Below are 25,522 nucleotides of genomic sequence, written 5' to 3' on the forward strand. Positions count from 1 at the left end.
CCAACCCGGGAGGAAGGGATCGCAATGACCCCCCCACACAACTACCTCGCCGTCATCAAGGTGGTCGGCATCGGTGGCGGCGGCGTCAACGCCGTCAACCGGATGATCGAGCAAGGCCTCAAGGGCGTGGAGTTCATCGCCATCAACACCGACGCGCAGGCGTTGTTGATGAGCGACGCCGACGTGAAGCTCGACGTCGGTCGCGACTCCACCCGTGGCCTCGGCGCCGGCGCCGACCCCGAAGTCGGGCGCAAAGCCGCCGAGGACGCCAAGGACGACATCGAGGAGCTTCTGCGCGGCGCCGACATGGTGTTCGTCACCGCGGGCGAGGGCGGCGGCACCGGCACGGGCGGCGCACCCGTGGTGGCAACGATCGCGCGAAAACTGGGCGCATTGACCGTCGGTGTGGTGACGCGGCCGTTCTCGTTCGAGGGCAAACGGCGCAGCAACCAGGCCGAGAACGGCATTCAGGCGCTGCGGGAGAGTTGCGACACCCTGATCGTCATCCCCAACGATCGACTGCTGCAGATGGGCGACGCCGCGGTGTCGCTGATGGACGCCTTCCGCAGCGCCGACGAAGTGCTGCTCAACGGCGTGCAGGGCATCACCGACCTGATCACCACGCCGGGCCTGATCAACGTCGACTTCGCCGACGTCAAGGGCGTGATGAGCGGGGCGGGCACCGCGCTCATGGGCATCGGTTCGGCCCGCGGCGACGGCCGCGCGCTCAAGGCCGCCGAGATCGCGATCAACTCGCCGCTGCTGGAGGCGTCGATGGAGGGCGCGCAGGGCGTGCTGCTCTCGGTAGCCGGCGGCAGTGATCTCGGTCTGTTCGAGATCAACGAGGCCGCATCGCTCGTCCAGGACGCCGCCCATCCAGATGCCAACATCATCTTCGGCACCGTCATCGACGACTCGCTGGGCGACGAGGTCCGCGTGACCGTGATCGCCGCAGGGTTCGACTCCACCGGCCCAGGGCGCAAACCGGTGGTCAGTCCCGCCGAGGGGCAGGGCATCACGCCCGGCAAGGCCGGCAAGGTGACCACGTCGCTGTTCGACCCTGCCGATCCGGCGAGCGTGCCGGTGCACACCAACGGCGCGACGGTCAGCATCGGCGGAGACGACGGCGGCATCGCCGACGACGACGTCGACGTGCCACCGTTCATGCGCCACTAGCCATACTGGCGACCGTGACGGTTCGGATACGGCGCGTGACCACCACACGCGCCGGCGGCTTCTCCGCGCCGCCCTTCGACACCTTCAACCTCGGCGACCACGTGGGCGACGACCCGGCTGCCGTCGCCGCCAACCGCAAGCGGTTGAGCGCGGCGGTCGGATTGGGGGACCACGGAATCGTCTGGATGAATCAGGTGCACGGCGATCACGTCGCTGTGGTGGACCATGCGCCGGACGTGCCGGTCGACAATACTGACGCATTGGTTACGACCCGACCGCGTTTGGCATTGGCGGTGGTTACCGCCGATTGCGTTCCCGTTTTATTGGGCGACGCGCGGGCAGGAGTGGTGGCTGCCGTGCACGCCGGACGGGTCGGCGCACAGAAAGGCGTCGTGGCGCGCACGGTCGAGACGATGATCGCGCTGGGTGCGCGGGCCGAGGACATCTCGGCTCTACTGGGCCCCGCGGTCAGCGGCCGCAACTACGAGGTTCCGGAGGCGATGGCCGCGGAGGTGGAGACCACCCTGCCCGGCAGCCGCACGACGACCGCGAAGAATACGCCCGGACTCGATCTGCGAGCCGGAATCTCCCGGCAACTAACCACTTTGGGTGTCGCCGCCATCGACGTCGACCCGCGTTGCACGGTCGAGGACCGCGACCTGTTCAGCCACCGGCGCGACGCGCCGACCGGGCGGCTTGCATCGCTGGTGTGGATGGAGTGACGGACGCCTTGCCTACGCCGCGCGAACTCGAGTTGGCCGAATCGCTGGCCGCCGTCCGCGCCCGAATCGCCGCCGCCGCCGGCGCCGCCGGACGCGATATCGACGAAATTGAATTACTACCGGTGACCAAATTCTTTCCGGCAACCGATGTCATTATTTTGCGCCGTTTGGGATGCGAAGCTTTTGGCGAGTCACGCGAACAGGAAGCGTCGAATAAAGTCAAAGAAATCGCTTCGATGGCGAATGTCGCGGCCATTCGCTGGCACATGGTCGGACGGATTCAACGCAACAAAGCGCGGTCCATCGCGGGCTGGGCGTATGCGGCGCACTCCGTCGACAGCCACCGATTGACAGCCACCCTGAACCGCGCGGCCGCCGACGCGCTCGAGGACGGCCGCCGCGCCGAACCGCTGCGCGTCTTCATCCAGGTGAGCCTTGATGGCGACGAGAGCCGGGGCGGCGTCGACGTCAACAGGCCCGAGCAAGTCGACGAACTGTGCGCGGCCGCGCACGCGGCGCCTGCGTTGGAGTTCGTCGGCCTGATGGCGATGCCGCCCCTCGGTGCCGACCCCGACGCCGCGTTCGCGCGTCTGCAGGCCGAACATCAGCGGGTGCAGGCGGCCTACCAGCAACGTCTGCAGTTGTCGGCGGGCATGTCCGACGACCTCGAGGCGGCGGTCAAACACGGCTCGACGTGTGTGCGTGTCGGTACCGCGTTATTGGGACAACGTCCTCTACCGTCACCAGAAGTAGTCACTCCAGTCACACATTCATCACAGACACCAGAGTCCAGGGCATGAGAAGGGTCGAGCGATGAGCACACTTCACAAGGTCAAGGCCTACTTCGGTATGGCCCCGATGGATGACTACGACGACGAGTACTACGAGGACGACGACCGCGGCGCCTCCCGTGGATATTCGCGCCGTAGCCGCGACGACCGCTTCGACGAGGAGGGCTACGGCCCGGGCCTCCGGGGCTACGACGACCGCGAGTACGACGACGCGCCGGCCGGCTACCGGGGCGGTTACGACGACCGGTTCGAGCCGAGGCTGCGACCCCGCGAATTCGACCGTCCCGCACCACGATTCGCGCCGATGCGCGGTGCGACCCGCGGCGCGCTGGCGATGGACCCCCGCCGGATGGCCGAGTTGTTCGAGGCGGGCAGCCCGCTGTCCAAGATCACCACGCTGCGGCCCAAGGACTACAGCGAGGCGCGCACGATCGGCGAGCGGTTCCGCGACGGCACCCCGGTGATCATGGACCTGGTGTCGATGGACAACGCCGACGCCAAGCGCCTGGTCGACTTCGCCGCCGGCCTTGCGTTCGCGCTGAGGGGTTCGTTCGACAAGGTCGCCACCAAGGTCTTCCTGTTGTCACCCGCGGACATCGACGTCAGCGCCGAGGAGCGGCGCCGCATCGCCGAGGCGGGCTTCTACGCCTATCAGTAGGCACTCCGGAACGGACAGGTAGGCTGGCGTCGCACCTCGGGCGTGACCAGCCGCGAGGGCTGTATCTGATGTCACACCCCTGCCCGTAGCGAGGTCGGCTCCGTTGTCGCTCTTCTTCGAAATCCTGGGCTTCGCCCTGTTCGTGTTCTGGCTGCTGTTGATCGCCCGGGTCGTGGTGGAGTTCATCCGGTCGTTCTCCCGCGACTGGCATCCCAAGGGCGCGACGGTGGTGATCCTGGAGATCATCATGACGGTGACGGACCCGCCGGTGAAACTGCTGCGACGCCTCATTCCGCAGCTCACGATAGGTGCGGTGCGGTTCGACCTGTCGATCATGGTCTTGCTGCTGGTCGCCTTCATCGGCATGCAACTGGCGTTCGGCGCGGCCGCCTGAGCCCCGGCCGCGCCGCGCGGTGATCGGGGCCCGCTGCGAGTTGCGGACACGATTTGCCGGGGCCGAAATTGAGCCGCGAAATCGTCCCCGAACGTCCGACGATGTTTGAAATTCGTTCTTAATTTCATCCACTTCTGCAACGGCCGCGGCTGGTGTGACAGGATGGACGCCAGTTACGTTCCACCCAAGCTCTACACTTTGAGACCGGTTGACTGTCCAGACTTCAAGGGGGCGACAATGCCGCTCACACCCGCCGACGTTCACAATGTCGCGTTCAGCAAGCCACCCATTGGCAAGCGCGGCTACAACGAGGATGAGGTCGACGCGTTCCTCGACTTGGTGGAGAACGAGCTGACGCGGCTCATCGAGGAGAACGCCGACCTCCGTCAGCGCGTCGCCGAGCTGGACCAGGAGCTGGCCTCCGCCGGCTCCGGTGGCACCGGCCAGTCGACGCAGGCCATGCCGGTCTACGAGCAGCCCGCCCCCGAGCCCACCCCGGCGCCTGCCCCGCAGCAGCCGGCCTATGAGGCCCCCTCCGCGCAGGTCAGCGAGGATCAGGCGCTGAAGGCAGCCAAGGTTTTGAGCCTCGCCCAGGACACCGCCGACCGGTTGACCAGCACTGCGAAGGCAGAGTCGGAGAAACTGCTCGCCGATGCGCGCGCGCAGGCCGACGCGATGGTCAGCGAGGCGCGGCAGACGGCCGAGACCACCGTCGCCGATGCGCGTCAGCGCGCCGATGCCATGCTGGCCGACGCCCAGACCCGATCCGAGGCCCAGCTGCGCCAGGCGCAGGAGAAGGCCGACGCCCTGCAGGCCGACGCCGAGCGCAAGCACTCCGAGATCATGGGCACCATCAACCAGCAGCGCACAGTTTTGGAGGGCCGCCTCGAACAGTTGCGCACGTTCGAACGCGAATACCGCACCCGGCTCAAGACGTATCTGGAGTCTCAACTCGAGGAGTTGGGCCAGCGCGGCTCGGCCGCACCAGTCGACTCCAGTGCTGGTAACGACGGCGGTGGGTTCAATCAGTTCAACCGGGGAAACAACTGAGCGCACTGAAGACCTAGGGTTGATCAATGCTGATCGTTGCGCTCGTCCTCGCTGTCATCGGCCTCGCCGCGCTCGTGACCGCGGTCGTCACAAGCAATGAGCTGATCGCCTGGGTCTGTATCGCCGCCAGTGTCATCGGTGTCCTGCTCCTGATCGTCGACGCGGTCAGGGAACGCTCCCGTGGCCGAGCGGCCGGCACCGACGAGGAGCAGGCCGACGCGGAACCCGAGTACTACGAGGACTATCCGGACGACACCCCGGCTGAAGACGAACCAGAATACGCGGACGAATCCGAGGCGGAGTCCGAGACCACGATCGTCGAACAGGCCGATTCCGGCGAAGACCGCCGCTGAGCCAGTCGAGCCGCTGAGTCGTCTAAATCGTTGGCGCCGCGAGTAATTCGCGGACTTCATCATCGGTGACCTGGTGGAAGTCGGCGAACACCTGGCCGACCGCTTCGAACCCCGCCGGCATCGTCGCGCACACCACCTCGTCTGCTTCCTTGGCCAACTCCCGACAAGCCGACGGTGGTCCGACCGGAACCGCGACGACGATCCGAGCCGGATTCTGGGCGCGAACGGCGCGCACCGCGGCGAGCATGCTGGCGCCGGTGGCGATCCCGTCGTCGACCAGGATCACGGTCTTGCCCGCGAGCTCGAGGGGTGGGCGGTCGCCGCGGTAGGCCCGCTCACGGCGATTCAGCTCCTCGGTTTCGCGCGCGATCGCGGCCTGCAGCGCCTCGTCACCGATCCCGAGGTTGCTCACCAGGTTGTCGTTGATGACCACGCCGCCCCCGCTGGCCAGCGCGCCCATCGCGAGCTCCTCCCACTGCGGCACGCCCAGCTTGCGGACCAGGAACACGTCAAGCGGGGCGTGCAGCGCGTGCGCCACCTGCCAACCGACCGGCACGCCGCCGCGCGCCAGCCCCAGCACCACCAGATCCTGATCGCGGTAGGACGTCAACTCGTTCGCCAAGACTTCGCCGGCGTCTCGGCGGTTCTGATACACACGTCTGGCGCTTCGGCGGGCGAGCCCGCTCCATCCGCTCATCACAGTTCGTTTCGATGTCGGGACTTTGTCAGCCTATGTCCGTGGGTACCCCACCCGGGCACAATCCACCGGCGCGACGGGAGCGAATATCAGTCATGGGAATCGAGTACCGCAGCGTCGTCGAACATCCATTGGACGAGGTGTTCGCGTGGCACGCGCGCCCCGGTGCGATGAGGCGGCTGGTCCCGCCGTGGCAGCCGATGAAGGTGGTGGCCGAAGCGGGCTCACTGGCCGACGGGCAGGCGGTGCTCGGACTACCCGGCGGTCTGCGCTGGGTCGCACAGCACGATCCCGCCCGCTACGACCCGCCGCGCCGCTTCGTCGACGTGCTGTCCACGCAGGGACCGGCCTCGTGGCCGCCGCGCCTGGTCGGCAGGTGGACGCACACCCACGAGTTCGCCCCGGCGCCCGGCGGCACGACGGTCTACGACCACGTCGCCACCCCGGTGCCCGCGGCGGCGCTGCGGCCCATGTTCGTCTACCGCCATCGGCAACTGGCCGACGACCTCGCCGCGCACCGCAGCGGCGCCGCCGCCGGCCTGCGACCGCTCACCGTCGCGGTCAGCGGAGCGTCCGGCCTTGTCGGCTCGGCATTGTCGGCGTTTCTGAGCACCGGCGGCCACCGGGTGATCCGGCTGGTACGACGGGCGGCGCACGGCCCCGACGAGCGGCAGTGGAATCCCGATCGGCCGCATCGTGACCTGCTGAGCGGCGTGGACGCGGTCGTGCATCTGGCTGCCTCGTCGATCGCCGGGCGTTTCACCGACGCGCACAAGGACGCCGTGCGTGCCAGCCGCGTCGAACCGACCCGCCGGCTGGCCGAGGCCGCGGCCGACGCCTCGGACGGACCGGGGGTGTTCGTCAGCGCTTCGGCGGTCGGCATCTACGGCTTCGACCGTGGCGATGCGGTATTGGCCGAGGAAAGCGTGCGCGGCGACGGTTTTCTCGCCGATGTGGTGGCGGACTGGGAGGCGGCGACCACACCTGCCATTGACGCGGGACTGCGGGTCGTCACCGTGCGGACGGGAATCGTGCAGTCCGCGCGTGGAGGCACGCTGCGGCTGCTGCGACCGCTGTTCGCCGCCGGCCTGGGCGGGCGGCTGGGCAGCGGCAGTCAGTGGTTGGCGTGGATCGCGCTCGACGACCTGCTGGACGTCTACCACCGCGCGCTCTACGACGCCCGGCTGACCGGTCCGGTCAACGCGGTTGCGCCCCACCCGGTGCGCAACACCGACTACACCAGGACGCTGGCGCGGGTATTGCGGCGACCGGCGATCGTGCCGGTACCCTCGCTGGGTCCGCGGCTGCTGCTGGGGGAGCAGGGGGCCCGTGAGCTCGCCGAGGCCGACCAACGGGTGGTGCCGGCCAAACTGCAGACGGTGGGCCACCGATTCCGTCATCCGTCCCTCGACGCCGCGCTCGCTCATGAGCTCGGGCACGGCTGACGGATAAATTGACGCGCGAGCGGGCACTCCACGGGGTGTCAGTGCTGGCCGAGTGGTTCCTCACGTCAGGTGAGCGCGGCAACCCGAATTGGGCACTGCCGGCATGGAGCGAGGGCAACCAGGCCGAAGCCCTCATTCACGGCGCGACGTACTTCGATCGGCTCGTCACCGAGGTAGAGGCACTCGGGGCCGGCGATCACCTGTTCTTCGCCGACTGGCGAGGCGACGCCGATGAGCGACTGCGCGACGACGGGCCGACCGTCGCGGAGCTGTTCCGCGCGGCGGCGGAACGCGGCGTCCTGGTGAAAGGGCTGATGTGGCGGTCGTATCCGAACCGATTGCAGTTCAACGAGGAACAGAACCGCCATCTCGCCGAGACGATCGAGCGGGCCGGCGGCGAAGTGCTGCTCGACCAACGGGTGCTGGTCGGCGGGTCGCATCATCAGCGACTGGTTCTGCTCCGCCATCCCGACGAACCGCACCGCGACGTCGCGTTCATCGGCGGCATCGATCTGTGCCACTCCCGGCGGGACGACGCGTCGCACCGAGGTGACCCGCAGGCGGTGCAGATGTCGAGCCGGTACGGCGAGCGCCCACCGTGGCATGACGTGCAGCTGCAGGTGCGCGGTCCCGTCATCGGCGCGCTGGACACCACGTTCCGTGAACGCTGGACGGCCCGTGCGCCGCTCGACTTGTTCAATCCGCTGGCGTGGTTACGCGACCGGTTTCTCGGGTCCGAGGCCGCGCGGCATCCGCTGCCGGAGCAGCCGCCCGACCCACCGCGCTGCGGATCGCACGCGGTGCAGGTGTTGCGAACCTACGGCGATGCGTTGATCCAGTACGAATTCGCCAAGGAGGGTGAGCGCAGCATCGCCCGCGGCTACACCAAAGCGGTCCGGCGGGCCCGGCGCCTGATCTATCTCGAAGACCAATACCTGTGGTCAGAGGAGGTCGCGCGGCTGCTGGTCGACGCGTTGAGCGCGAACGAGGATCTACATCTGGTGGCGGTCGTGCCGCGCTATTTCGACCTGGAGGGCGGCCTGGGCCGGCCCCCGACGCTGGTCGGGCGACAGCTTGCGCTGGATGCATGCCGCCGCGCCGCGCCCGAGCGAGTGCACGTGTTCGACGTCGAGAACCACGAGGGCACACCGGTTTACGTGCATTCCAAGGTTTGCGTCATCGACGACACCTGGGCCTGCATCGGTAGCGACAACTTCAACCGGCGGTCCTGGACGCACGACAGTGAGCTGTCGTGCGCGGTGCTCGACGCCGACGGTGCGTTCGCACTCGACCTACGGCTGCAGCTGATGCGTGAACACCTCGACCGCGCCGACGACGGCAGCGAAGACGAGGGATTGGCCGAACCCGACGAAGCGGTACGCGAAATAGTGTCTGCCGCAGAGGCTTTGGAGGCGTGGCACCAGTCGGGCTGCCAAGGGCCGCGGCCGCCGGGGCGATTGCGGCCGCACGAGAGCGAACGAGTAGATCCGTTGACGCGTTTGTGGGCCGAACCGGCGTACCGGATGATCTTCGACCCGGATGGCCGGTCGTATCGCGATCGACTGTTGAGGCGGCGGTGGCCGTGAACGTTCACGAGTGGTTCCTCACGGCGGAGGAACGGGGCAATCCCGCCTCCGACCTGCCGGCGTGGTGCTCGGGCAACCGCGTCGAACCGCTCGTGCACGGCGCGACATATTTCGAGCACCTTGCCACCGAGGTGGAAGCGCTGCAGGCGGGCGACTACGTGTTCTTCACCGACTGGCGTGGGGATCCGGACGAGAAGATGCGTGACGACGGCCCGACGGTGCGCGAATTGTTCTGCCGCGCAGCCGAACGCGGTGTGATCGTCAAAGGTCTGGTGTGGCGGTCGCATCTGGACAAGCTGGCCTACAGCGAGGAGGAGAACCGCCACCTCGGAGAGCACATCGAGGAGGCGGGCGGTGAAGTGCTGCTGGACCAGCGGGTCCGGATCGGCGGTTCGCATCACCAGAAGCTGGTCGTGATCCGGCATCCCGGCGCGCCGGAGCGCGATGTGGTGTTTGCGGGCGGCATCGACCTGTGCCATTCGCGTCGAGACGATGCCTCGCACCGCGGGGATGCGCAGGCGGTGCAGATGTCGAGTCGGTACGGTGAGCACCCGCCGTGGCATGACGTCCAGCTGCGGCTGCAGGGACCGGTCGTCGGCGCACTCGACATGACGTTTCGTGAGCGGTGGAACGACCCGGCGTCGCTCGACATGCTGAACCCGCTGGCATGGCTTCGGGACAAGTTCGGCGGAGCCGACATGACCGCCGACACGCTGCCCGAACAGCCGCCGGATCCGCCGCCGTGTGGAACCCACCTTGTCCAGGTGCTGCGCACCTACCCGGACGCACACTTCGCGTACGACTTCGCGCCGCACGGCGAACGCAGCATCGCCCGCGCCTACAGCAAGGCGGTGCCGCGCGCCCGCCGGCTGATCTACCTGGAGGACCAGTACCTGTGGTCGAAGCGGGTGGCCGAGCTGTTCGCGCGAGCCCTGCGCGAGAACCCCGATCTGCATCTGGTCGCGGTCGTGCCGCGCTACCCCGACGTGGACGGTCGGCTGGCGTTGCCGCCCAACCAGGTTGGCCGCTGGCAGGCGATCGAGACCTGCCGTCAGGCAAGCCCCGATCGGCTGCACGTCTTCGATGTCGAGAACCACGAAGGCACACCGGTTTACGTGCACGCGAAGGTATGTGTGATCGACGACGTGTGGGCGTGTTCGGGCAGCGACAACTTCAACCGGCGGTCCTGGACGCACGACAGCGAACTGTCCTGCGCGGTGCTGGACGAGGACGGTGTCTTCGCCCGTGACTTCAGGTTGCGATTGTTGCGCGAGCACTTGGACCGAGCCGAGGACGGCAGCGAGGACGGGGGACTGGTCGATCCGGTCAGCGCGGTAGACGAGATCGTCGCCGCCGCCGAGGCGTTGGAAGCGTGGCACGCGTCCGGCCGCAGGGGGCCGAGGCCGCCGGGTCGGCTGCGTCCGAACAAAGCCGAACGGCTCGGGCTGCTGACGCGGCTGTGGGCTGAGCCTGCATACCGGTTCATGTACGACCCCGACGGGCGGTCGTACCGCGACCGGCTCAGGCGCCGAGTATGAGCATTGGGCCGTAGATATACGCGCATGCGCTGATGTTTTGCCGGATACGGCGTCGCATGCTGGCTAGCATGAGCGCAACTGAGTGGAGCGAGCTTGGTGTGCGTGGACTTCCGACCGGAACGGTGACGTTGCTGTTGGCGGACGTCGAGGCTTCCACGCGGCTTTGGGAGACGCAACCCCACGACATGAGGGCGGCGGTCGCGCGGCTCGACGAGACCTTGGCCGATCTCGTCGCCGCATATCGCGGCGTGCGACCAGTTGAACAAGGCGAGGGCGACAGTTTCGTGCTGGCTTTCGCGCGGGCTACCGATGCGGTGGCATGCGCGTTGGCGTTACAGCGGGCACCGCTGGCGCCGATCCGGATGCGCATCGGAATCAACACCGGCGAGATCGAGTTGCGCGACGAGGACAACTACATTGGGCCAACTATCAATCGGACCGCCCGGCTACGCGATCTCGCGCACGGTGGCCAGACCGTGCTGTCGAGTGCGACCGAGTCGATGGTGCTCGACCACCTGCCGGCCGACGCGTGGCTCCGCGAGCTGGGCAGCCATCCGCTGCGAGATCTCCCGCGGCCCGAACGGGTCGTCCAACTGTGCCATCCCGATCTACGAAACGAATTTCCCCCGCTGCGGACAGCCGATGGCGTCGAGAAGCGAGTCCTGCCCACTCAACTGACTCGCTTCATTGGCCGCGAGAAACAGATCGACGACATTCGACAGGCTCTGGCTGACAACCGATTGGTGACGTTGACAGGCTCCGGTGGAGTCGGGAAGACCCGCCTGGCGGTACAGGTTGCGCAGTCAATGAGCACCGGCGCGATCTGGTACGTCGACCTTGCACCGATCACTGACCCAGATGTAGTGCCAGTAGCGGTCGTTCGCGCCATGGGCTTGCCCGATCAGCCTGGGCGCTCGACGCTGGAGACCATTCTCGAATCCATCGTGGGACGGCTCGGCTTGATGCTGCTCGACAATTGCGAACACCTGCTCGACGCGAGTGCCGAGCTGATCGTCGCTCTCTTGGAGCAGTGCCCGGAGCTGACGCTTCTGGCGACCAGCCGCGAACCCATCGGGGTCGCAGGCGAACTCACGTGGCGAGTTCCGTCCTTGTCACTGCGGGACGAAGCCATCGAGTTGTTCTACGACCGTGCTCGACACGTGCGGTCGGACTTCACTGCCACCGACGACAACATCGTTCTCGTCGGCGAAATCTGCAAGCGCCTTGACGGAATGCCGCTTGCGATCGAGCTGGCCGCCGCCCGGGCACGAGCCTTATCGGTGTCGGAGATTCTCGACGGCATCCACGATCGATTCCGGTTGTTAACCGGAGGATCGCGAAAGTCGGTGCGACGCCAGCAGACGTTGCGGGCGTCCGTCGACTGGTCGCACGCAATGTTGACGCAACCCGAGGCCGTGCTGTTCCGGCGGCTCGCGGCGTTCATGGGCGGGTTCGATCTCGAAGCTGCACAGTCTGTCGCCGACGGTGGCGAGGTGGCCTCCTTTCAGGTGCTCGACCTCCTCACACTCCTTGTCGATAAGTCGCTCGTATCAGCCGACAGCACCAGCGGACTGATGCGGTATCGGCTTTTGGAGACCGTCCGCCAGTACGCGCTGGAGAAGCTGAGCGAATCAGGTGAGGCCGACACCGTCCGCGACCGGCACCGCGACCACTACACGGCCATGGCCGTGCAGCTCGAAACGCCTACGACCGCCGACCGCGATGGGTTGCTGCAACGCGCCGAAATCGAGATCGACAACCTGCGCGCCGCATTCACATGGAGCTTGGAGCGCGCTGACGTCGACTCTGCATTACGACTCGCCTGCTCGCTACAACCGCTCTGGCTCATGCGGGGTCGAGTGCAAGAGGGCTTGGCATGGTTCGACCAAGGATTCGCGGAGTACGTGGCCGGCGGCGTTGAACTGTCGCCTGTCACCCATGCCAGCGCTCTCGCCGATCAGGCTTTATTGGGTTCGTGGGCTGTCACAACCGGCGGCATCGGCACTGCTGAACAGGCCCTTGCGATAGCGAGAGAAGTTGATGATCCTGTCCTGTTGGTTCGCGTACTCACAGCCTGTATCGGGGCCGCCTCGTTCGATGCCGAGGCAGCGCGCCCACATATCGAGGGGGCCCTCGAATTGGCGCGGGCGTTGGGCGATGACTGGCGGCTCGGTCAGATCCTCGGGTGGAAGGCGTACATCGCGACTCTCGCGGGTGACTCGATTTCCGCCCGCGCTGCGGGGGATGAAGGCTACCTACTGGCCGACGCCGTCGGTGACCGTTTCATCTCGCGTTTCTGTCGGTACTGGGGTCCGGCCATGGCGTCTTTCCAACAAGGCGATCCAGACCGGAGTTCCGCCGAACTTCAATCGATCCTCGTTGAAGCAGACGCCTCCGGAGATGTCATACACGGCTTTCTCGCGCGTATCGGCCTCGGACACCTACAGGTCATAAGGGGAGACATCGCCGGTGGTCGCGCCCGTGCGGAAGAGGCCGTGGCAGCAACGCCAAGACTGGGGCCCTATCTTGAACCGTGGGCTTATGCGCCGCTGGCGCTCGCGGCATTCGCCGAAGGAGACTTGGTCGCCGCCGCAGAGGCGTGCGAGTTGGCGTGGCAACGGATCAGTGCCCAACCCGAAACGGCCATCGCGAACGTTCTTCCGCTGGCGGAGCTCGAACTCGCGCGACGGGACTTGCCCGCGGCCAGGAAGTGGGCCGACGCCAATGTGGCCGTGATGATGGGCTGGCATCTCGCGAAAGCGTTGGTGTCGCGTGCTCGGGTTGCCAGCGCGCAGGGCGAGTTGGAGTTGGCACAGAGTGATCTACATCAGGCGCTCGCATGCGCCGCCGGCCACCAGGCGTACCAAATCGCTCCCGAGGCTTTCGAAATTCTGGGCGAAGTGACGGGCAAGACGGGCGATCACCGTGAAGCCGCGCGGTTATTGGGCGCGGCCTACGCCATGCGGCAGCGAACGGGTCTGGTCAGATTCCCGGTGTATGACACTGCCTATACGGCGTTGGTCACGCATCTTCGTGAAGCTCTGGGAGAGGACGAGTTTCACGCGCTGTGGGACGAGGGCTCGGCTCTCTCGACCGAAGAGGCGATTGCGTATGCGCAACGCGGGCGCGGTGAGCGCAAGCGCCCGTCCAGCGGTTGGGCATCATTGACCCCGACGGAGCTAGACGTCGTCCGGTTGGTCTCCGAAGGGCTGGGGAACAAGGACATTGCCGCGCGTCTGTTCGTCTCGCACCGCACGGTGCAGACCCATCTGACGCATGTGTACGCCAAGCTGGGACTCACCTCGCGTGTGGCGCTGGCGCAGGAGGCTGCTCGCCAACCCTGACCGGACGTCGGTGGGTCCAGATACACTCGAACACATGTTTGAATCCGAGAGCGATGCGGGGTTGCTCGACGCGATACGGGATGCCCAGCATGCCGAACGCGTCGCCATCGCTCGAAAGATTTTCGCCGCAGGCCGGTTCGGTTTGCAGCGCTTCGCCGCGATGGGCAATACGCACGAGAACTGGTGCATCGACGACTGGGATGTCATCGCTTCCGAAGTCGCGGCCGAACTCGGAGTGACCCGTCGACGCGCGTCCTCGCTGATCGATTACGGCCGAACGCTTATCGAGGAGATGCCGCGGCTGGGCGAGGTCTTCCTCGCGGGGCGGGTGGATTTCCGGGTGATCAGGATCATCGACTTCCGGTGCGGATTGATCATCGATGAGCAGGCCATCGCCGCGATCGACGAGATGGTGGCGCATCAGGCGTCGTCGTGGAACAAGTTGTCCGACGCCAAAATTGCCCAGCTGGTCGACTGGATGGTGCTCGATGTCGATCCCGAAGCGTTGCGCGTTGCCAAGGAGCGCGACGACGACCGTTATATCGAGATCACCCCCGATCAGTACGGAACGGCCAATCTCGAGGGCAAGCTGCGCGTTGCCGACGGCGCCGCCCTGGACGAGAAACTCAACCAGCTGGCGACCACAGTCTGCCGAGACGATCCGCGCACCGCGCGGCAACGCCGCTCGGATGCGGTGATGGCCCTGGTCGCCGGAGAGACCACCATGGCGTGCAGGTGCGAAAAGCAGCGGTGTGCCGCCGCGTCCGACGGCCCGGCCGGGTCGTCGGGTGTGGTGATTCACGTGATCGCCGAGGCCGCGACGCTCACCGGTGAGAAGGACACCCCCGGGTATGTGGCCAACTTCGGTCCGGTGCCGGCGCCGTTAGTGCGCGAAATGGCCGCGACCGCCAAGCTCAAACCCCTGAGCGTGCCGAAGGACTCGGTCGCCGAACCTCGATACCGGCCGTCGGCCGCGTTGGCCGACTTCGTCCGCTGCCGTGATCTGACCTGCAGATGGCCCGGATGCGACAAGCCGGCCTGGAAAGCCGACATCGACCACACCGTGCCTTACCCGTCAGGACTGACACATCCGTCGAACAACGCCTGCTATTGCCGCTTTCACCACCTGATGAAGACCTTCCACTGTGGACCCGGTGGATGGAGCGAGCAACAGTTACCTGATGGCACAATCGTTTACACTTCGCCCAGCGGCCGAGTCCACCTCACCGAACCGCTGGGCGCGCAGTTGTTCTCGCAACTCGCGGCGCCCACCGGCGCCCTCACCCTGAGTACCGGTCCGCCGCCAGGTGAGTGGCGTGGTGTGGCGATGCCAAAGCGAAAACGCACCCGCGCCCAAGAGCGGGCGTATCGCATCCAACGGGAGCGCGCGATCAACGCCGCACGCTATGCCGCGGACCCGCCACCGTTCTGATCGCCTGTCAGCCGACGTAACCCACGCCACATTTGTTTCCGGTGCGTTTCAGCGGTCCCGACGTGCATGCGGTGCCTATGTGAGGGGGTGTTGACGTTTCCGACACGACCGTGCAACGGATGCGGAATGGGCTCACGCGACTCTGGTGCCCGTGAAGACTTTGCGCCGCAGCCGCACGATCGAAAACTGGGACGCCGAAGACGTCGAAGCGTGGGAATCCGGTGGCAAGCAGATCGCCAAGCGCAACCTGATCTGGTCGATCTTCGCCGAGCACGTCGGCTTCTCGGTGTGGTCGATCTGGTCGGTGATGGTGCTGTTCATGCCGCAGGACGTCTACGGCATCGACGCCGCGGGCAAGTTCTATCTGGTCGCAGTGCCCACGCTCGTGGGAGCGGCGATGCGCATCCCGTACACCGTCGCCCCGGCCAAGTTCGGCGGCCGCAACTGGACCATCGTCAGCGCCCTGCTGCTGCTCATCCCTGCGCTGCTGACGCTGTGGGCGATGAAGCGCCCCGACACCTCGTACACCACGTTCATGATCGTCGCGGCCTTCGCCGGTTTCGGCGGCGGCAACTTCGCCTCGTCGATGACCAACATCAACGCGTTCTACCCGCAGCGGCTCAAGGGCTGGGCGCTCGGCCTGAACGCAGGCGGCGGGAACATCGGCGTCCCGGTCATGCAGCTCGTCGGCCTGCTGGTGATCGCCACTGTCAGCAACACCGCAGCCGAAGTCGTCTGCGCCATCTACCTCGTGCTGATCGGGCTCGCCGCCCTGGGCGCCGCGCTGTTCATGGACAACCTCGGCAACCAACGGTCGAACATCAGCGCAATGGCAGAGGCGTTGCGGTTCAAGCACTCCTGGGTGATGAGCTTCCTCTACATCGGCACGTTCGGCTCGTTCATCGGGTTCTCGTTCGCGTTCGGTCAGGTGCTGCAGATCAACTTCCTCGCCGCCGGCGACACCCCGGCTGAGGCGTCGCTGCACGCCGCGGAGATCGCGTTCATCGGCCCGCTGCTCGGCTCGATCTGCAGGCCGTTCGGCGGCAAGCTGGCCGACCGAATCGGCGGCGGCAAGATCACGCTCTACACCTTCGTGGCAATGATTTTCGCCGCCGGCGTCCTGGTGACCGCGGGGACCCTGGATGACGGCGCCACTGGAGCTCCGTCAAGCGGTCAGATGATCGCCTACGTCATCGGATTCATCCTGCTGTTCATCCTCTCGGGACTCGGCAACGGCTCGACCTACAAGATGATCCCGTCGATCTTCGAGGCCAAGGCGCAAGGCCGCGATGACTGGAGCCGCGACGAGAAAGCCGCTTGGTCCCGCAGCATGTCCGGCGCGCTGATCGGTTTCGCCGGGGCCATCGGCGCTCTCGGGGGCGTGTTCATCAACGTCGTGCTGCGCGCCTCCTACGTCAGCGATGCCAAGTCCGCGACCAACGCCTTCTGGGTGTTCCTCGCCTTTTACGTGATCTGCGCGATCGTCACCTGGTTCGTGTTCCTACGCATGCAAACCCCGCGGGCCCGCGCCGGCGAGCAGTTCGACAGCGCGGCATCGCCGGTGCCGGCCTGACGCCCATGGTGACCCGGACGGCGTGCTCCTACTGCGGCGTTGGCTGCGGTATCGAGGTGCACACCACGACCGACCGCGAGACCGGCAGACCAGTCATCGCGCGAGTGGCCGGAGACAAGTTGCACCCGGCCAACTTCGGCAGGTTGTGCACCAAGGGCGCCACCCACGCCGAGATGATGCGCGCCGATGCTGGCAGGCTGACATCGGCGTTCCTGCGGCCCACCCGGGACGAGGAACTGGTTCCCACGCCCGTCGACGACGCGGTCGCCGAGGCGGGTCGGCGGCTGCGAGCCATCGCCGACGAGCACGGGCCGGACGCCGTCGCGCTGTACGTGTCGGGGCAGATGTCCATCGAGGCTCAGTATCTGGCGACCAAACTGGCCAAAGGCTTCCTGCGCACCGTGCACATCGAGTCGAATTCACGGCTGTGCATGGCGAGCGCGGGCACCGGGTTCAAGCAATCGCTGGGTGCCGACGGCCCGCCGGGGTCGTACAGCGACTTCGACTGCACCGACTTGTTTTTCGTCATCGGCTCGAACATGGCCGACTGCCACCCCATCCTGTACCTGCGGATGGTCGACCGGCTCAAGGCCGGAGCCAAGCTGATCGTCGTCGACCCCCGCCGGACCACCACCGCCGAACGCGCCGACCTGTTCCTCCAGATCAAACCCGGCACTGACCTGGCGCTGCTCAACGGCCTGCTGCATCTACTGGTCGAGAACGGCGACATCGACCGGGATTTCATCAACGAGCACACCGACGGCTGGGACACGATGCCGGCGTTCCTCGCCGATTACACCCCCGAACGCGTCGCAGCCAGCACCGGCCTCGCCGAGGCCGACATCCGGACCGCCGCACGCATGATCGCCGATGCGGGGGAGTGGCTGAGTTGCTGGACCATGGGACTCAACCAGAGCACCCACGGCACGTGGAACACCAACGCGATCTGCAACCTGCACCTGGCCACCGGCGCGATCTGCCGACCGGGCAGCGGACCGATGTCGCTGACCGGACAGCCCAACGCGATGGGCGGACGCGAAATGGGCTACATGGGACCGGGATTGCCCGGCCAGCGCTCGGTGACCTCGGCAGAGGATCGTGCATTCGTCGAGGAGCAGTGGAACCTGCCGCCCGGCACCATCCGTTCCGACGTCGGCCCCGGCACCATCGACATGTTCCGTCAGCTCGCCGACGGCGAAGTCAAGGCGTGCTGGATCATCTGTACCAATCCCGTTGCCACGGTGGCCAACCGGTCGACCGTGATCGCCGGGCTGGAGGCGGCCGATCTGGTCGTCACCCAGGACGCCTACCGCACGACGGCGACCAACACCTACGCCGACATCGTGCTGCCTGCCGCGCTGTGGGCGGAGTCCGACGCGGTGATGGTCAACTCCGAACGCAACCTGACGTTGCTGCAACAGTCGATTCCAGCGGTGGGACAGGCCCGCCCGGACTGGCAGTTGATCTGTCAGGTGGCCGCGCACATGGGGTTCGGCGACCACTTCTCCTACACGTCCAGCGAGCAGATCTTCGACGAGATCCGACGGTTCTGGAACCCCAAGACCGGATACGACCTGCGCGGCGTCAGCTATGCACGGCTACGCCAGACACCGGTGCAGTGGCCCTGCCCGCCGGACGACGAGGCGGACCGGCACCCCGTGCGCTACCTCAACGACGGGGTCAGCCAGGAGTACTTCGTCGACGAGCACGGAAACGCTCCGCGCCTCGCGTTCCCGACGCCGTCGCGCCGCGCCGTGTTCCACGCCCGACCGCACATGGACCCGCGCGAACTGCCCGACGACGATTATCCGTTGGTGCTCAACACAGGTCGGCTGCAACATCAATGGCACACCATGACCAAGACGGGTTTGGTCGACACCCTCAACAAGCTCGACGCCGGACCGTTCGTCGAGATCCACCCCGACGATGCGCTGACGCTCGGCATCGACGACGGTCAGCGCGTCGAGCTCGCGTCGCGGCGCGGCCGTGCGGTGCTGCCCGCAGTCGTCACCGACCGGGTGCGACCGGGTAGTTGTTTCGCGCCGTTCCACTGGAACGACGACCACGGCGTGGATCTCACCGTCAACGCGCTGACCAACGACGCCGTCGACCCCGACTCGCTGCAGCCGGAGTTCAAAGCCTGCGCGGTCAGCCTGCGGCCGGTCCCTTCGCCGACACTCACCGAACACGAATCGCTCTATGTCGCCGGGTTCTTCAGTGGCCTGACCGAGGCTCAGTCCGATGTGCCGACACTGCCGGTTTCTGCGCCGTTGAGCACCGAGGCGCGCCAGTGGATCAATGGTCTGCTCGCCACGCAGTCGCGCCGGCCGGCCGAGGATCCGGTGCGGCCGCACTCGGGTGACGGGCCGCTCGTGCTGTGGGCCTCGCAGACCGGAACCGCGCAGGACTTCGCCGCGCGCCTGGCCGACCGGCTCGACGGGGCGCAGCTGGTGAACATGGACGACATGGCGCCCGCCGACCTGGCCGCGGCCCACGACGTGGTGGTCGTCACGAGTACCTTCGGCGACGGTGAGCCGCCCGACAACGGCGCGAGCTTCTGGCACCGCCTGGAGGGGACGGAGGCGCCCGCGCTGACGGGTGTGCGGTACGCGGTGCTGGGCATCGGCGACCGGTCGTATGACAACTTCTGCGGGCACGCCAGGGCGCTCGACGCCAAGCTGGCCGACCTCGGCGCCACCCGCCTGCTCGACCGCGCCGAGTGCGAGGCCTACGACGACGAGCCCATGCAGCGATGGGCCGACGACCTGACCGCGTTGCTCAACCCCGGCATCACACCGTCACCCGCCGCCGGAAGTGTCTCGATCCTCGCGCGGCCCGCCACTATCGCGCAGCCGTTCACCCGCGCGCGGCCCATCGTCGCCCCGCTGTCGAGGAACGCGGTCCTCACCGGATCGGCATCGCGGAAAGAAGTGCGCCAGTTGGGCTTCGACATTTCCCAGCACGAGATCAGCTATGCCGCGGGAGATTCGCTGGGAGTGTGCCCCACCAACGATCCCCTGGTGGTCGACGCGTGGCTGGCGGCCACCGGGATGCCGGGTCAGCACGTGGTCGAGGTGGACGGCACCGAGCAGCCGTTGCGCGATGCGCTGCTGTCGCACTACGACTTCTGCCGCGTCACACCGGACCTGCTGCGCTTCATCGCCGAACACAGCCGCGACGCCAAATCGTTGCTGGCGCCCAGAGCCAAGCTGGACAAGTGGCTGCGGGGCCGCAACGGGCTCGACCTCGTCCAGGAGTTCGTCGTGCACGCCGACCCGGACGAATGGCGCGAGGTGCTGGTCCGGCTGACCCCGCGCAGCTATTCGATCTCGTCTAGCCCGCTGGTCAGCCCGCACGAAGTGCAGTTGACGGTGTCGGTGGTGCGCTACCGCAGCGTCCACGGCGGCCGGCGCGGTGGGGTTTGCTCGACGTTCCTCGCCGACCGCGCCTCGTCGGCACCGGTATTTCTGCAACGCTCCCCGCACTTCCGCCCGCCGGAGGACGGCGCGGTCCCGATGATCATGGTCGGCCCGGGCACGGGGGTGGCGCCGTTCCGCGGGTTCCTGCAGGAACGACGCGCCCTCGGCCACCGCGGCCCCAACTGGTTGTTCTTCGGTGAGCAGCACCGCAGCCAGAACTACTACTACCGCGACGATTTCGAGGACATGGCCCGCGACGGCCTCCTGGACCGGTTGGACCTCGCGTTCTCGCGTGACCAGAAGTCGCGGGTGTACGTCCAGCACAGAATGCTCGACCGCGGCGCCGAGATCTGGCGTTGGCTCGACGACGGGGCGCACTTCTACGTCTGCGGCGACGCCACCCGCATGGCCCGCGACGTGGACGCCGCACTGACCACGATCATCGAGAGACACGGCGGGATGTCGCACGAGCAGGCCCACGACTACAAACGCGAACTGGTCGCCGAGAAGCGCTACGTCCGCGACGTGTACTGACCTGGCGTGATCGCGGCTTCGCTCAACACACTCATCGGTTCGGATATGAATGCGAGCATCCATATCGCTCGACTCAGTCGTGTGTCCGAGGGGGGACTTGAACCCCCACGCCCGTTAATAGGGCACTAGCACCTCAAGCTAGCGCGTCTGCCATTCCGCCACTCGGACCTGTTGTGGGCAGCTAAGGCTATCGGATCACCGAGGCCGGACCCAAACCCAGCAGCCACGTCAATGGTACGAATGGTGGCGGACGAGAGGAGCACTACCCATTAGCACTGTGACTGGTCCTGTCAATGCCGAGGCCGAGGTCGTCGACCTCGTCAGCACGCTGATCCGGTTCGACACGTCCAACACCGGCGACCCCGCCACCACGAAGGGCGAGGCAGAATGCGCGCGCTGGGTCGGCGAGCAACTCGAGGAAGTCGGATACGCGACCGAGTACGTCGAGGCGGGAGCTCCGGGCCGCGGCAACCTGTTCGCCCGGCTGGAGGGCGCCGACCGTTCGCGTGGCGCGTTGTTGCTGCACGGCCACCTCGACGTGGTGCCGGCCGAGGCGTCCGACTGGAGTGTGCACCCGTTCTCCGGCGCCGTCACCGACGGTTACGTGTGGGGCCGCGGCGCCGTCGACATGAAGGACATGTGCGGCATGCTGATCGCGATCGCACGGCACTTCAAGCGCGCCGGAATCACTCCTCCGCGCGACCTGATCTTCGCGTTCCTGTCCGACGAGGAGGCCGGGGGCAAGTTCGGTTCGCACTGGCTGGTGCACAACCGGCCCGACCTCTTCGAGGGCGTCACCGAGGCGGTCGGCGAGGTCGGCGGCTTCTCGTTGACCGTGCCACGCAAAGACGGTGGTGAGCGACGCCTCTACCTGGTCGAGACGGCCGAGAAGTCGATGATGTGGATGAAGCTGACCGCGCGCAGCCACGCCGGCCACGGCTCGATGATCCACGACAGCAACTCCGTCACCGCGGTCGCGGAGGCGGTCGCCAAGCTGGGCCGCCACGAGTTCCCCCTGGTGATGACCGACGCCGTCGGCCAGTTCCTGCAGGCAGTCACCGAGGAGACCGGGTACTCGTTCGACATCGACTCGCCGGATCTGCCCGGCGCGATCGCCAAGTTGGGCCCGATCGCGCGCGTTGTCGGCGCCACGCTGCGCGACACCGCCAACCCGACGATGCTCAAGGCGGGATACAAGGCCAACGTCATCCCGGCGTCCGCGGAAGCGGTGGTGGACTGCCGCATCCTGCCGGGCCGCCAGGCCGCCTTCGAGCGGGAGGTCGACAAGCTGATCGGGCCCCACGTCACCCGCGAATGGATCACCGAGCTGCCGTCGTATGAGACCACCTTCGACGGCGACCTGGTCGACGCGATGAACGGTGCGATCCTGTCGGTGGATCCCGACGCCCGCATAGTGCCGTACATGCTCTCCGGTGGCACGGACGCAAAAGCGTTCGCGCAGTTGGGAATCCGCTGCTTCGGCTTCGCGCCGCTGCAACTGCCGCCGGACTTGGACTTCACCGCGTTGTTCCACGGCGTCGACGAACGGGTACCCGTTGACGCGTTGAAGTTCGGTACCCAGGTCCTCGAGCACTTCCTGTTGCACTGCTGACCCAGAAAGGACGAGTCATGGCATTTGACTACAACCCGTACGAGTTCCTCCCCGAGTTGCCGTCGTTCACGCTCACTTCCGACACGTTCAACGACGGCCAGGCGTGGGGCAACGACCAGGTCAGCGGCATCATGGGCGCCGGAGGCAGCGACGTATCGCCGCACCTGACGTGGTCGGGTTTCCCCGAGCAGACCCGCAGCTTCGCCGTCACCGTGTACGACCCCGACGCCCCGACCGCCTCCGGCTTCTGGCACTGGGCGGTGGCGAACCTGCCCGCCACCGTGACCGAACTGCCCGCCGGTGTGGGCGACGGCAGCAGTAGCGGATTCCCGGGCGATGCGCTCACGCTGCGCAACGACGCCGGGCTCAAGCGCTTCATCGGCGCCGCCCCGCCGCCCGGGCATGGTGTGCACCGCTACTTCGTCGCCGTGCATGCCGTCGACGTCGAAAAACTCGATCTGCCCGAGGATGCGACGCCGGCCTATCTCGGTTTCAACCTTTTCCAACACGCGATCGCGCGGGCGCTGATCCATGGCACTTATGAGCAGAAGTAGCGCAGAAGTAGCGCATAAGTAGCGAAATCCGCTCTGCGCGCTTCGATTACCTGCATGACTGGCTTTTCCCGGGAACTGACGTATGGTCGCGGTTGAGTGATTGCCACTTCTGCTTAAGGAGCGACAATGGCTGACAAGAAACCGGGCAAGAACCCGAAGAAGGCCGAACGATCCCTGAAGGAGCGGCGCGCTGAGAAGCGTCAGCGCGAAGCCGAGGCGGGTGAGTTCATCCGCAAGCGCAAGCGCGCCGGCTAGGCCGCCGACCCCACCGCGTCGGTCAAGGACGCAAAGCCGCCCTCGTGTAGGCGGCGGGCGATGCCGTCGTGAATGCGCTTGGCCCACAGCCCGCCGCCGTATACGAAGCCCGTATAGCCCTGCAGCAGCGAGGCGCCGGAGGTGATGCGGTCCCAGGCGTCGTCGGCGGTTTCGATGCCGCCGACGCTGATCAGCACCAGGCGGTCACCGACGCGCCGGTAGAGCCTGCGCAGCACCTCCGTCGAGCGTTGCGCGACCGGAGGTCCGGAGATGCCGCCGGGACCGAGTTCGTCGACGCCAGGCGTGGCCAGCCCGTCGCGCGACACTGTGGTGTTGGTTGCGACGATGCCTGCCAGGCCGAGTTCGGTTGCCAGATCGGCGATCTCGTCGACGTCCTGGTCGGACAGGTCCGGCGCGATCTTCACCAGGACCGGTGTCGACGTCTCCGCCAGCACAGCCGTCAGAATCGGCCGCAATGACTCCACGGCCTGCAGATCGCGCAATCCGGGGGTGTTCGGCGAGCTGACGTTGACCACGATGAACGACGCGAGCGGGCCGAGCAGCCGGGCGGACGTGGCGTAGTCCTGCACGGCCTCCTGCGGCGGGGTGACCTTGGTCTTGCCGATGTTCACGCCGATCGGCACGTCGGGCACGTGACGCGTCAGCTTCACGGCAAGTTCGCCGGAGCCGTGGTTGTTGAAACCCATCCGGTTCAGCAGCGCGCGATCCTGCGGCAGCCGGAACATCCGCGGTTTGTCATTGCCGGGCTGAGCTTGCGCAGTCACGGTTCCGATCTCGGCATACCCGAAGCCAAGTGCCCCCCAGGTGTCGAGCCCGCTGCCGTTCTTGTCGAACCCGGCGGCCAGGCCGAGCGGACCGGGAAACCTGACCCCGAACACGGTGGAAGCCAGCACCGGATCCCGCGGTACCAACCAGCGTTTCAGCGCGCGTCGCGGCCACGGCAGGTAGGTGGCGGCGCGCAAGAGGGCGAACACCCAGGTGTGAATCCGTTCGGGCGCAACCAGAAACAACGCCCGCCGCAGCGCGCCGTACATCATCGAGTCACAGCGCGGGCTGCTCGGGAACGCCTACCCGGTCGGCCGCGGTCTTCCTGCGCCGCAGTAACACCCGCCGCGAGCCGTCGGTGTACAGCCGGACGCGGGTGAGTTCCCACCCCCGGTATTCGGCCTCGATGGACAATCGGGTCGACGCGCTGACGCGGGTCACATCGGGCGGCAGCCGCAGCGGAATCCATTCGTAATCGTCGGAGAGGTCCTGATCCCAGCCTGCAGGCAGGCGACCGCGGTGAATGGCACTCACGGGCGCCCACCCGCGGCGTCGGTGATCACCTGCACACCCGCTCCCACTCCGGACACGACGTACAGCGTGCCAGAGGATTCGTCATAAGCCAGGGAGTTCGGTTGCCGCACGGTTCGATATCGCACCTTCTCGACGGGGATCCCGGTGGCCAGATCGTAGCCAACGACCGTATTCGCCGCCGTCTGCGACACCCAGGCCAGCGTCGATGACCCGGCCAGGCCGTAGGGGGCCTCGGGCACCGGATAGCGCTGCCGAAGGATCAGCGGGTTCGTGCCGAAGACCAGCAGTCCGTCGCCGCGGGTGTCGGCGACCAGCACCCGGCCGGCGGGGTCGGCGACCATCGTCGTCGCCCCCTCACCGGCCCGCAGTGCCTGCTCCTGCTCGGTGCCGCTGTCGGACAACGCCGTCACCGACGTCTGCCCGCGATCCAGTACGACGGCTGTATTACCTTGCGTGACAAGGTCATCGACGCGAGCGAAGATCTTCAGCTGTGCGGCCACCGAGCCGTCCGAGCCCAGCGTGTACACCGCACCGTCCGCGCTGCCGAGAACCAGCCGCCCGTCCGCGCGTCGGGCGATCGCGGTGAACTCGGTGTCGGGTTGTCCGCCGACGTCGGACCTGGTCGCGTTACCCGTCGAGAGATCGATCCGGTAATAGCCGCCGCGGGTCGCGGCATAGGCGTGCCCGCCGTCGTCGCCGGTCAACGCGGTCGCGGCGGCGGGCAGCGGCACCGTCGCGACGACGTCGCCCGCCCTCGAGAACACGGTGACCTGCGACTGGCCGGCCGGGCCCGGGGCCAGCACCGCCAACGAGCTGCTCGCCGCGTCGACGATCGCCGCCTGCGCATGGCCCGCCAGCGGCCACACCACGCCGTCCGGCCCGCCGGTGACCGGTGGCGACTCAGCGGCCGACGCGGGCGCGATGGTCGGCGGTGCCACCTCCGCGGGCTCGGACGAACAGCCACTGACCACGCCGACGGCCACGACAATTGCCAGCGACACCACGATCCCGCGAACCAGCTGATTCGAGGCGTTTATGAACGGCGGCAAGGGGTAGCTCTCGGTCGTGG

At 67.0% G+C, this 25,522-nt stretch carries 21 protein-coding genes and 1 tRNA gene; 17 read left to right on the top strand and 5 right to left on the bottom strand.

What is annotated here, in order from left to right; translation table 11 throughout:
- Positions 1 to 24: 24 nt before the first annotated feature.
- The 7 genes from ftsZ (at position 25) to AU187_RS19115 (ending at position 5,144) form a co-directional block, all read left to right on the top strand.
- On the top strand, positions 25 to 1,176 hold the full coding sequence (gene ftsZ, locus AU187_RS19085; RefSeq protein WP_059098935.1) for a cell division protein FtsZ: 1,152 nt from the start codon (positions 25 to 27) through the stop codon (positions 1,174 to 1,176).
- Between the two features lie 14 nt (positions 1,177 to 1,190).
- Positions 1,191 to 1,898, top strand: a complete 708-nt coding sequence (gene pgeF, locus AU187_RS19090) for a peptidoglycan editing factor PgeF (protein WP_059098936.1) — start codon at positions 1,191 to 1,193, stop codon at positions 1,896 to 1,898.
- Positions 1,886 to 2,698, top strand: a complete 813-nt coding sequence (locus AU187_RS19095; protein ID WP_502687775.1) for a YggS family pyridoxal phosphate-dependent enzyme — start codon at positions 1,886 to 1,888, stop codon at positions 2,696 to 2,698. The genes pgeF and AU187_RS19095 overlap by 13 nt, the downstream gene beginning before the upstream one ends.
- A gap of 13 nt (positions 2,699 to 2,711) precedes the next feature.
- On the top strand, positions 2,712 to 3,347 hold the full coding sequence (locus AU187_RS19100) for a cell division protein SepF (RefSeq protein ID WP_059098938.1): 636 nt from the start codon (positions 2,712 to 2,714) through the stop codon (positions 3,345 to 3,347).
- 103 nt (positions 3,348 to 3,450) lie between these two features.
- Positions 3,451 to 3,741: a YggT family protein gene (locus AU187_RS19105; protein ID WP_059098939.1), complete on the top strand. Its 291-nt coding sequence runs from the start codon at positions 3,451 to 3,453 to the stop codon at positions 3,739 to 3,741.
- A 237-nt stretch (positions 3,742 to 3,978) separates the two neighbouring features.
- A complete protein-coding gene (gene wag31, locus AU187_RS19110; RefSeq protein ID WP_059167174.1) occupies positions 3,979 to 4,791 on the top strand; it encodes a DivIVA-like cell division protein Wag31 in 813 nt (270 codons plus the stop codon).
- A 26-nt stretch (positions 4,792 to 4,817) separates the two neighbouring features.
- Positions 4,818 to 5,144 (top strand): hypothetical protein, encoded by a 327-nt coding sequence (locus tag AU187_RS19115; protein WP_059102120.1) that lies wholly within the window; start codon positions 4,818 to 4,820, stop codon positions 5,142 to 5,144.
- 22 nt (positions 5,145 to 5,166) lie between these two features.
- Here the strand turns inward: AU187_RS19115 and AU187_RS19120 are convergent, their stop codons facing one another.
- Positions 5,167 to 5,841, bottom strand: a complete 675-nt coding sequence (locus AU187_RS19120) for a phosphoribosyltransferase (protein ID WP_059102121.1) — start codon at positions 5,839 to 5,841, stop codon at positions 5,167 to 5,169.
- Positions 5,842 to 5,936: 95 nt separating this feature from the next.
- Between AU187_RS19120 and AU187_RS19125 the strand changes: the two genes are divergently transcribed.
- From AU187_RS19125 to AU187_RS19155, 7 genes are all read left to right on the top strand, one after another.
- Positions 5,937 to 7,286 (top strand): TIGR01777 family oxidoreductase, encoded by a 1,350-nt coding sequence (locus tag AU187_RS19125; protein WP_059156943.1) that lies wholly within the window; start codon positions 5,937 to 5,939, stop codon positions 7,284 to 7,286.
- 35 nt (positions 7,287 to 7,321) lie between these two features.
- Entirely contained in the window at positions 7,322 to 8,872 is a 1,551-nt protein-coding gene (locus tag AU187_RS19130) for a phospholipase D family protein (protein WP_059102123.1), read from the top strand.
- Entirely contained in the window at positions 8,869 to 10,410 is a 1,542-nt protein-coding gene (locus AU187_RS19135) for a phospholipase D family protein (RefSeq protein ID WP_059102310.1), read from the top strand. The genes AU187_RS19130 and AU187_RS19135 overlap by 4 nt, the downstream gene beginning before the upstream one ends.
- 56 nt (positions 10,411 to 10,466) lie before the next feature.
- Positions 10,467 to 13,754 carry a helix-turn-helix transcriptional regulator gene (locus AU187_RS19140; RefSeq protein WP_059167175.1) on the top strand — a complete coding sequence of 1,096 codons (3,288 nt, stop codon included), beginning with the start codon at positions 10,467 to 10,469 and terminating at the stop codon, positions 13,752 to 13,754.
- Between the two features lie 34 nt (positions 13,755 to 13,788).
- Positions 13,789 to 15,186 carry an HNH endonuclease signature motif containing protein gene (locus AU187_RS19145; RefSeq protein WP_059102125.1) on the top strand — a complete coding sequence of 466 codons (1,398 nt, stop codon included), beginning with the start codon at positions 13,789 to 13,791 and terminating at the stop codon, positions 15,184 to 15,186.
- Between the two features lie 142 nt (positions 15,187 to 15,328).
- Positions 15,329 to 16,759, top strand: coding sequence for a nitrate/nitrite transporter (locus AU187_RS19150; protein ID WP_082683732.1), 1,431 nt, complete (start codon positions 15,329 to 15,331; stop codon positions 16,757 to 16,759).
- Between the two features lie 5 nt (positions 16,760 to 16,764).
- Complete coding sequence (locus AU187_RS19155; protein WP_172800309.1) at positions 16,765 to 20,712, top strand: bifunctional nitrate reductase/sulfite reductase flavoprotein subunit alpha; 3,948 nt, start codon at positions 16,765 to 16,767, stop codon at positions 20,710 to 20,712.
- 82 nt (positions 20,713 to 20,794) lie between these two features.
- Here the strand turns inward: AU187_RS19155 and AU187_RS19160 are convergent.
- Positions 20,795 to 20,880: transfer RNA gene (locus tag AU187_RS19160), tRNA-Leu, on the bottom strand.
- Positions 20,881 to 20,980: 100 nt separating this feature from the next.
- On the opposite strand from AU187_RS19160, the gene AU187_RS19165 reads away from it, so the two are divergent.
- From AU187_RS19165 to AU187_RS26045, 3 genes are all read left to right on the top strand, one after another.
- Positions 20,981 to 22,324 carry a M20/M25/M40 family metallo-hydrolase gene (locus tag AU187_RS19165; RefSeq protein WP_156442387.1) on the top strand — a complete coding sequence of 448 codons (1,344 nt, stop codon included), beginning with the start codon at positions 20,981 to 20,983 and terminating at the stop codon, positions 22,322 to 22,324.
- A gap of 17 nt (positions 22,325 to 22,341) precedes the next feature.
- Positions 22,342 to 22,878: a YbhB/YbcL family Raf kinase inhibitor-like protein gene (locus AU187_RS19170; protein WP_059102128.1), complete on the top strand. Its 537-nt coding sequence runs from the start codon at positions 22,342 to 22,344 to the stop codon at positions 22,876 to 22,878.
- Between the two features lie 126 nt (positions 22,879 to 23,004).
- On the top strand, positions 23,005 to 23,133 hold the full coding sequence (locus tag AU187_RS26045) for a hypothetical protein (RefSeq protein ID WP_286132064.1): 129 nt from the start codon (positions 23,005 to 23,007) through the stop codon (positions 23,131 to 23,133).
- Here the strand turns inward: AU187_RS26045 and AU187_RS19175 are convergent.
- Genes AU187_RS19175 through AU187_RS19185 form a run of 3 tightly spaced genes read right to left on the bottom strand, consistent with a single transcriptional unit; the run spans position 23,130 to position 25,448 of the window.
- Entirely contained in the window at positions 23,130 to 24,188 is a 1,059-nt protein-coding gene (locus AU187_RS19175) for a quinone-dependent dihydroorotate dehydrogenase (RefSeq protein WP_172800320.1), read from the bottom strand. The two genes, AU187_RS26045 and AU187_RS19175, sit on opposite strands and share 4 nt — an antisense overlap.
- Before the next feature lie 7 nt (positions 24,189 to 24,195).
- Positions 24,196 to 24,453, bottom strand: coding sequence for a DUF5703 family protein (locus AU187_RS19180; protein WP_059102130.1), 258 nt, complete (start codon positions 24,451 to 24,453; stop codon positions 24,196 to 24,198).
- Positions 24,450 to 25,448 (bottom strand): YncE family protein, encoded by a 999-nt coding sequence (locus AU187_RS19185; RefSeq protein WP_502687776.1) that lies wholly within the window; start codon positions 25,446 to 25,448, stop codon positions 24,450 to 24,452. Before AU187_RS19185 ends, AU187_RS19180 begins: the two co-directional genes overlap by 4 nt.
- Positions 25,449 to 25,522 lie beyond the last annotated feature (74 nt).

Source organism: Mycobacterium sp. IS-1556 (genome assembly GCF_001499985.1).
Lineage (GTDB): Bacteria > Actinomycetota > Actinomycetes > Mycobacteriales > Mycobacteriaceae > Mycobacterium.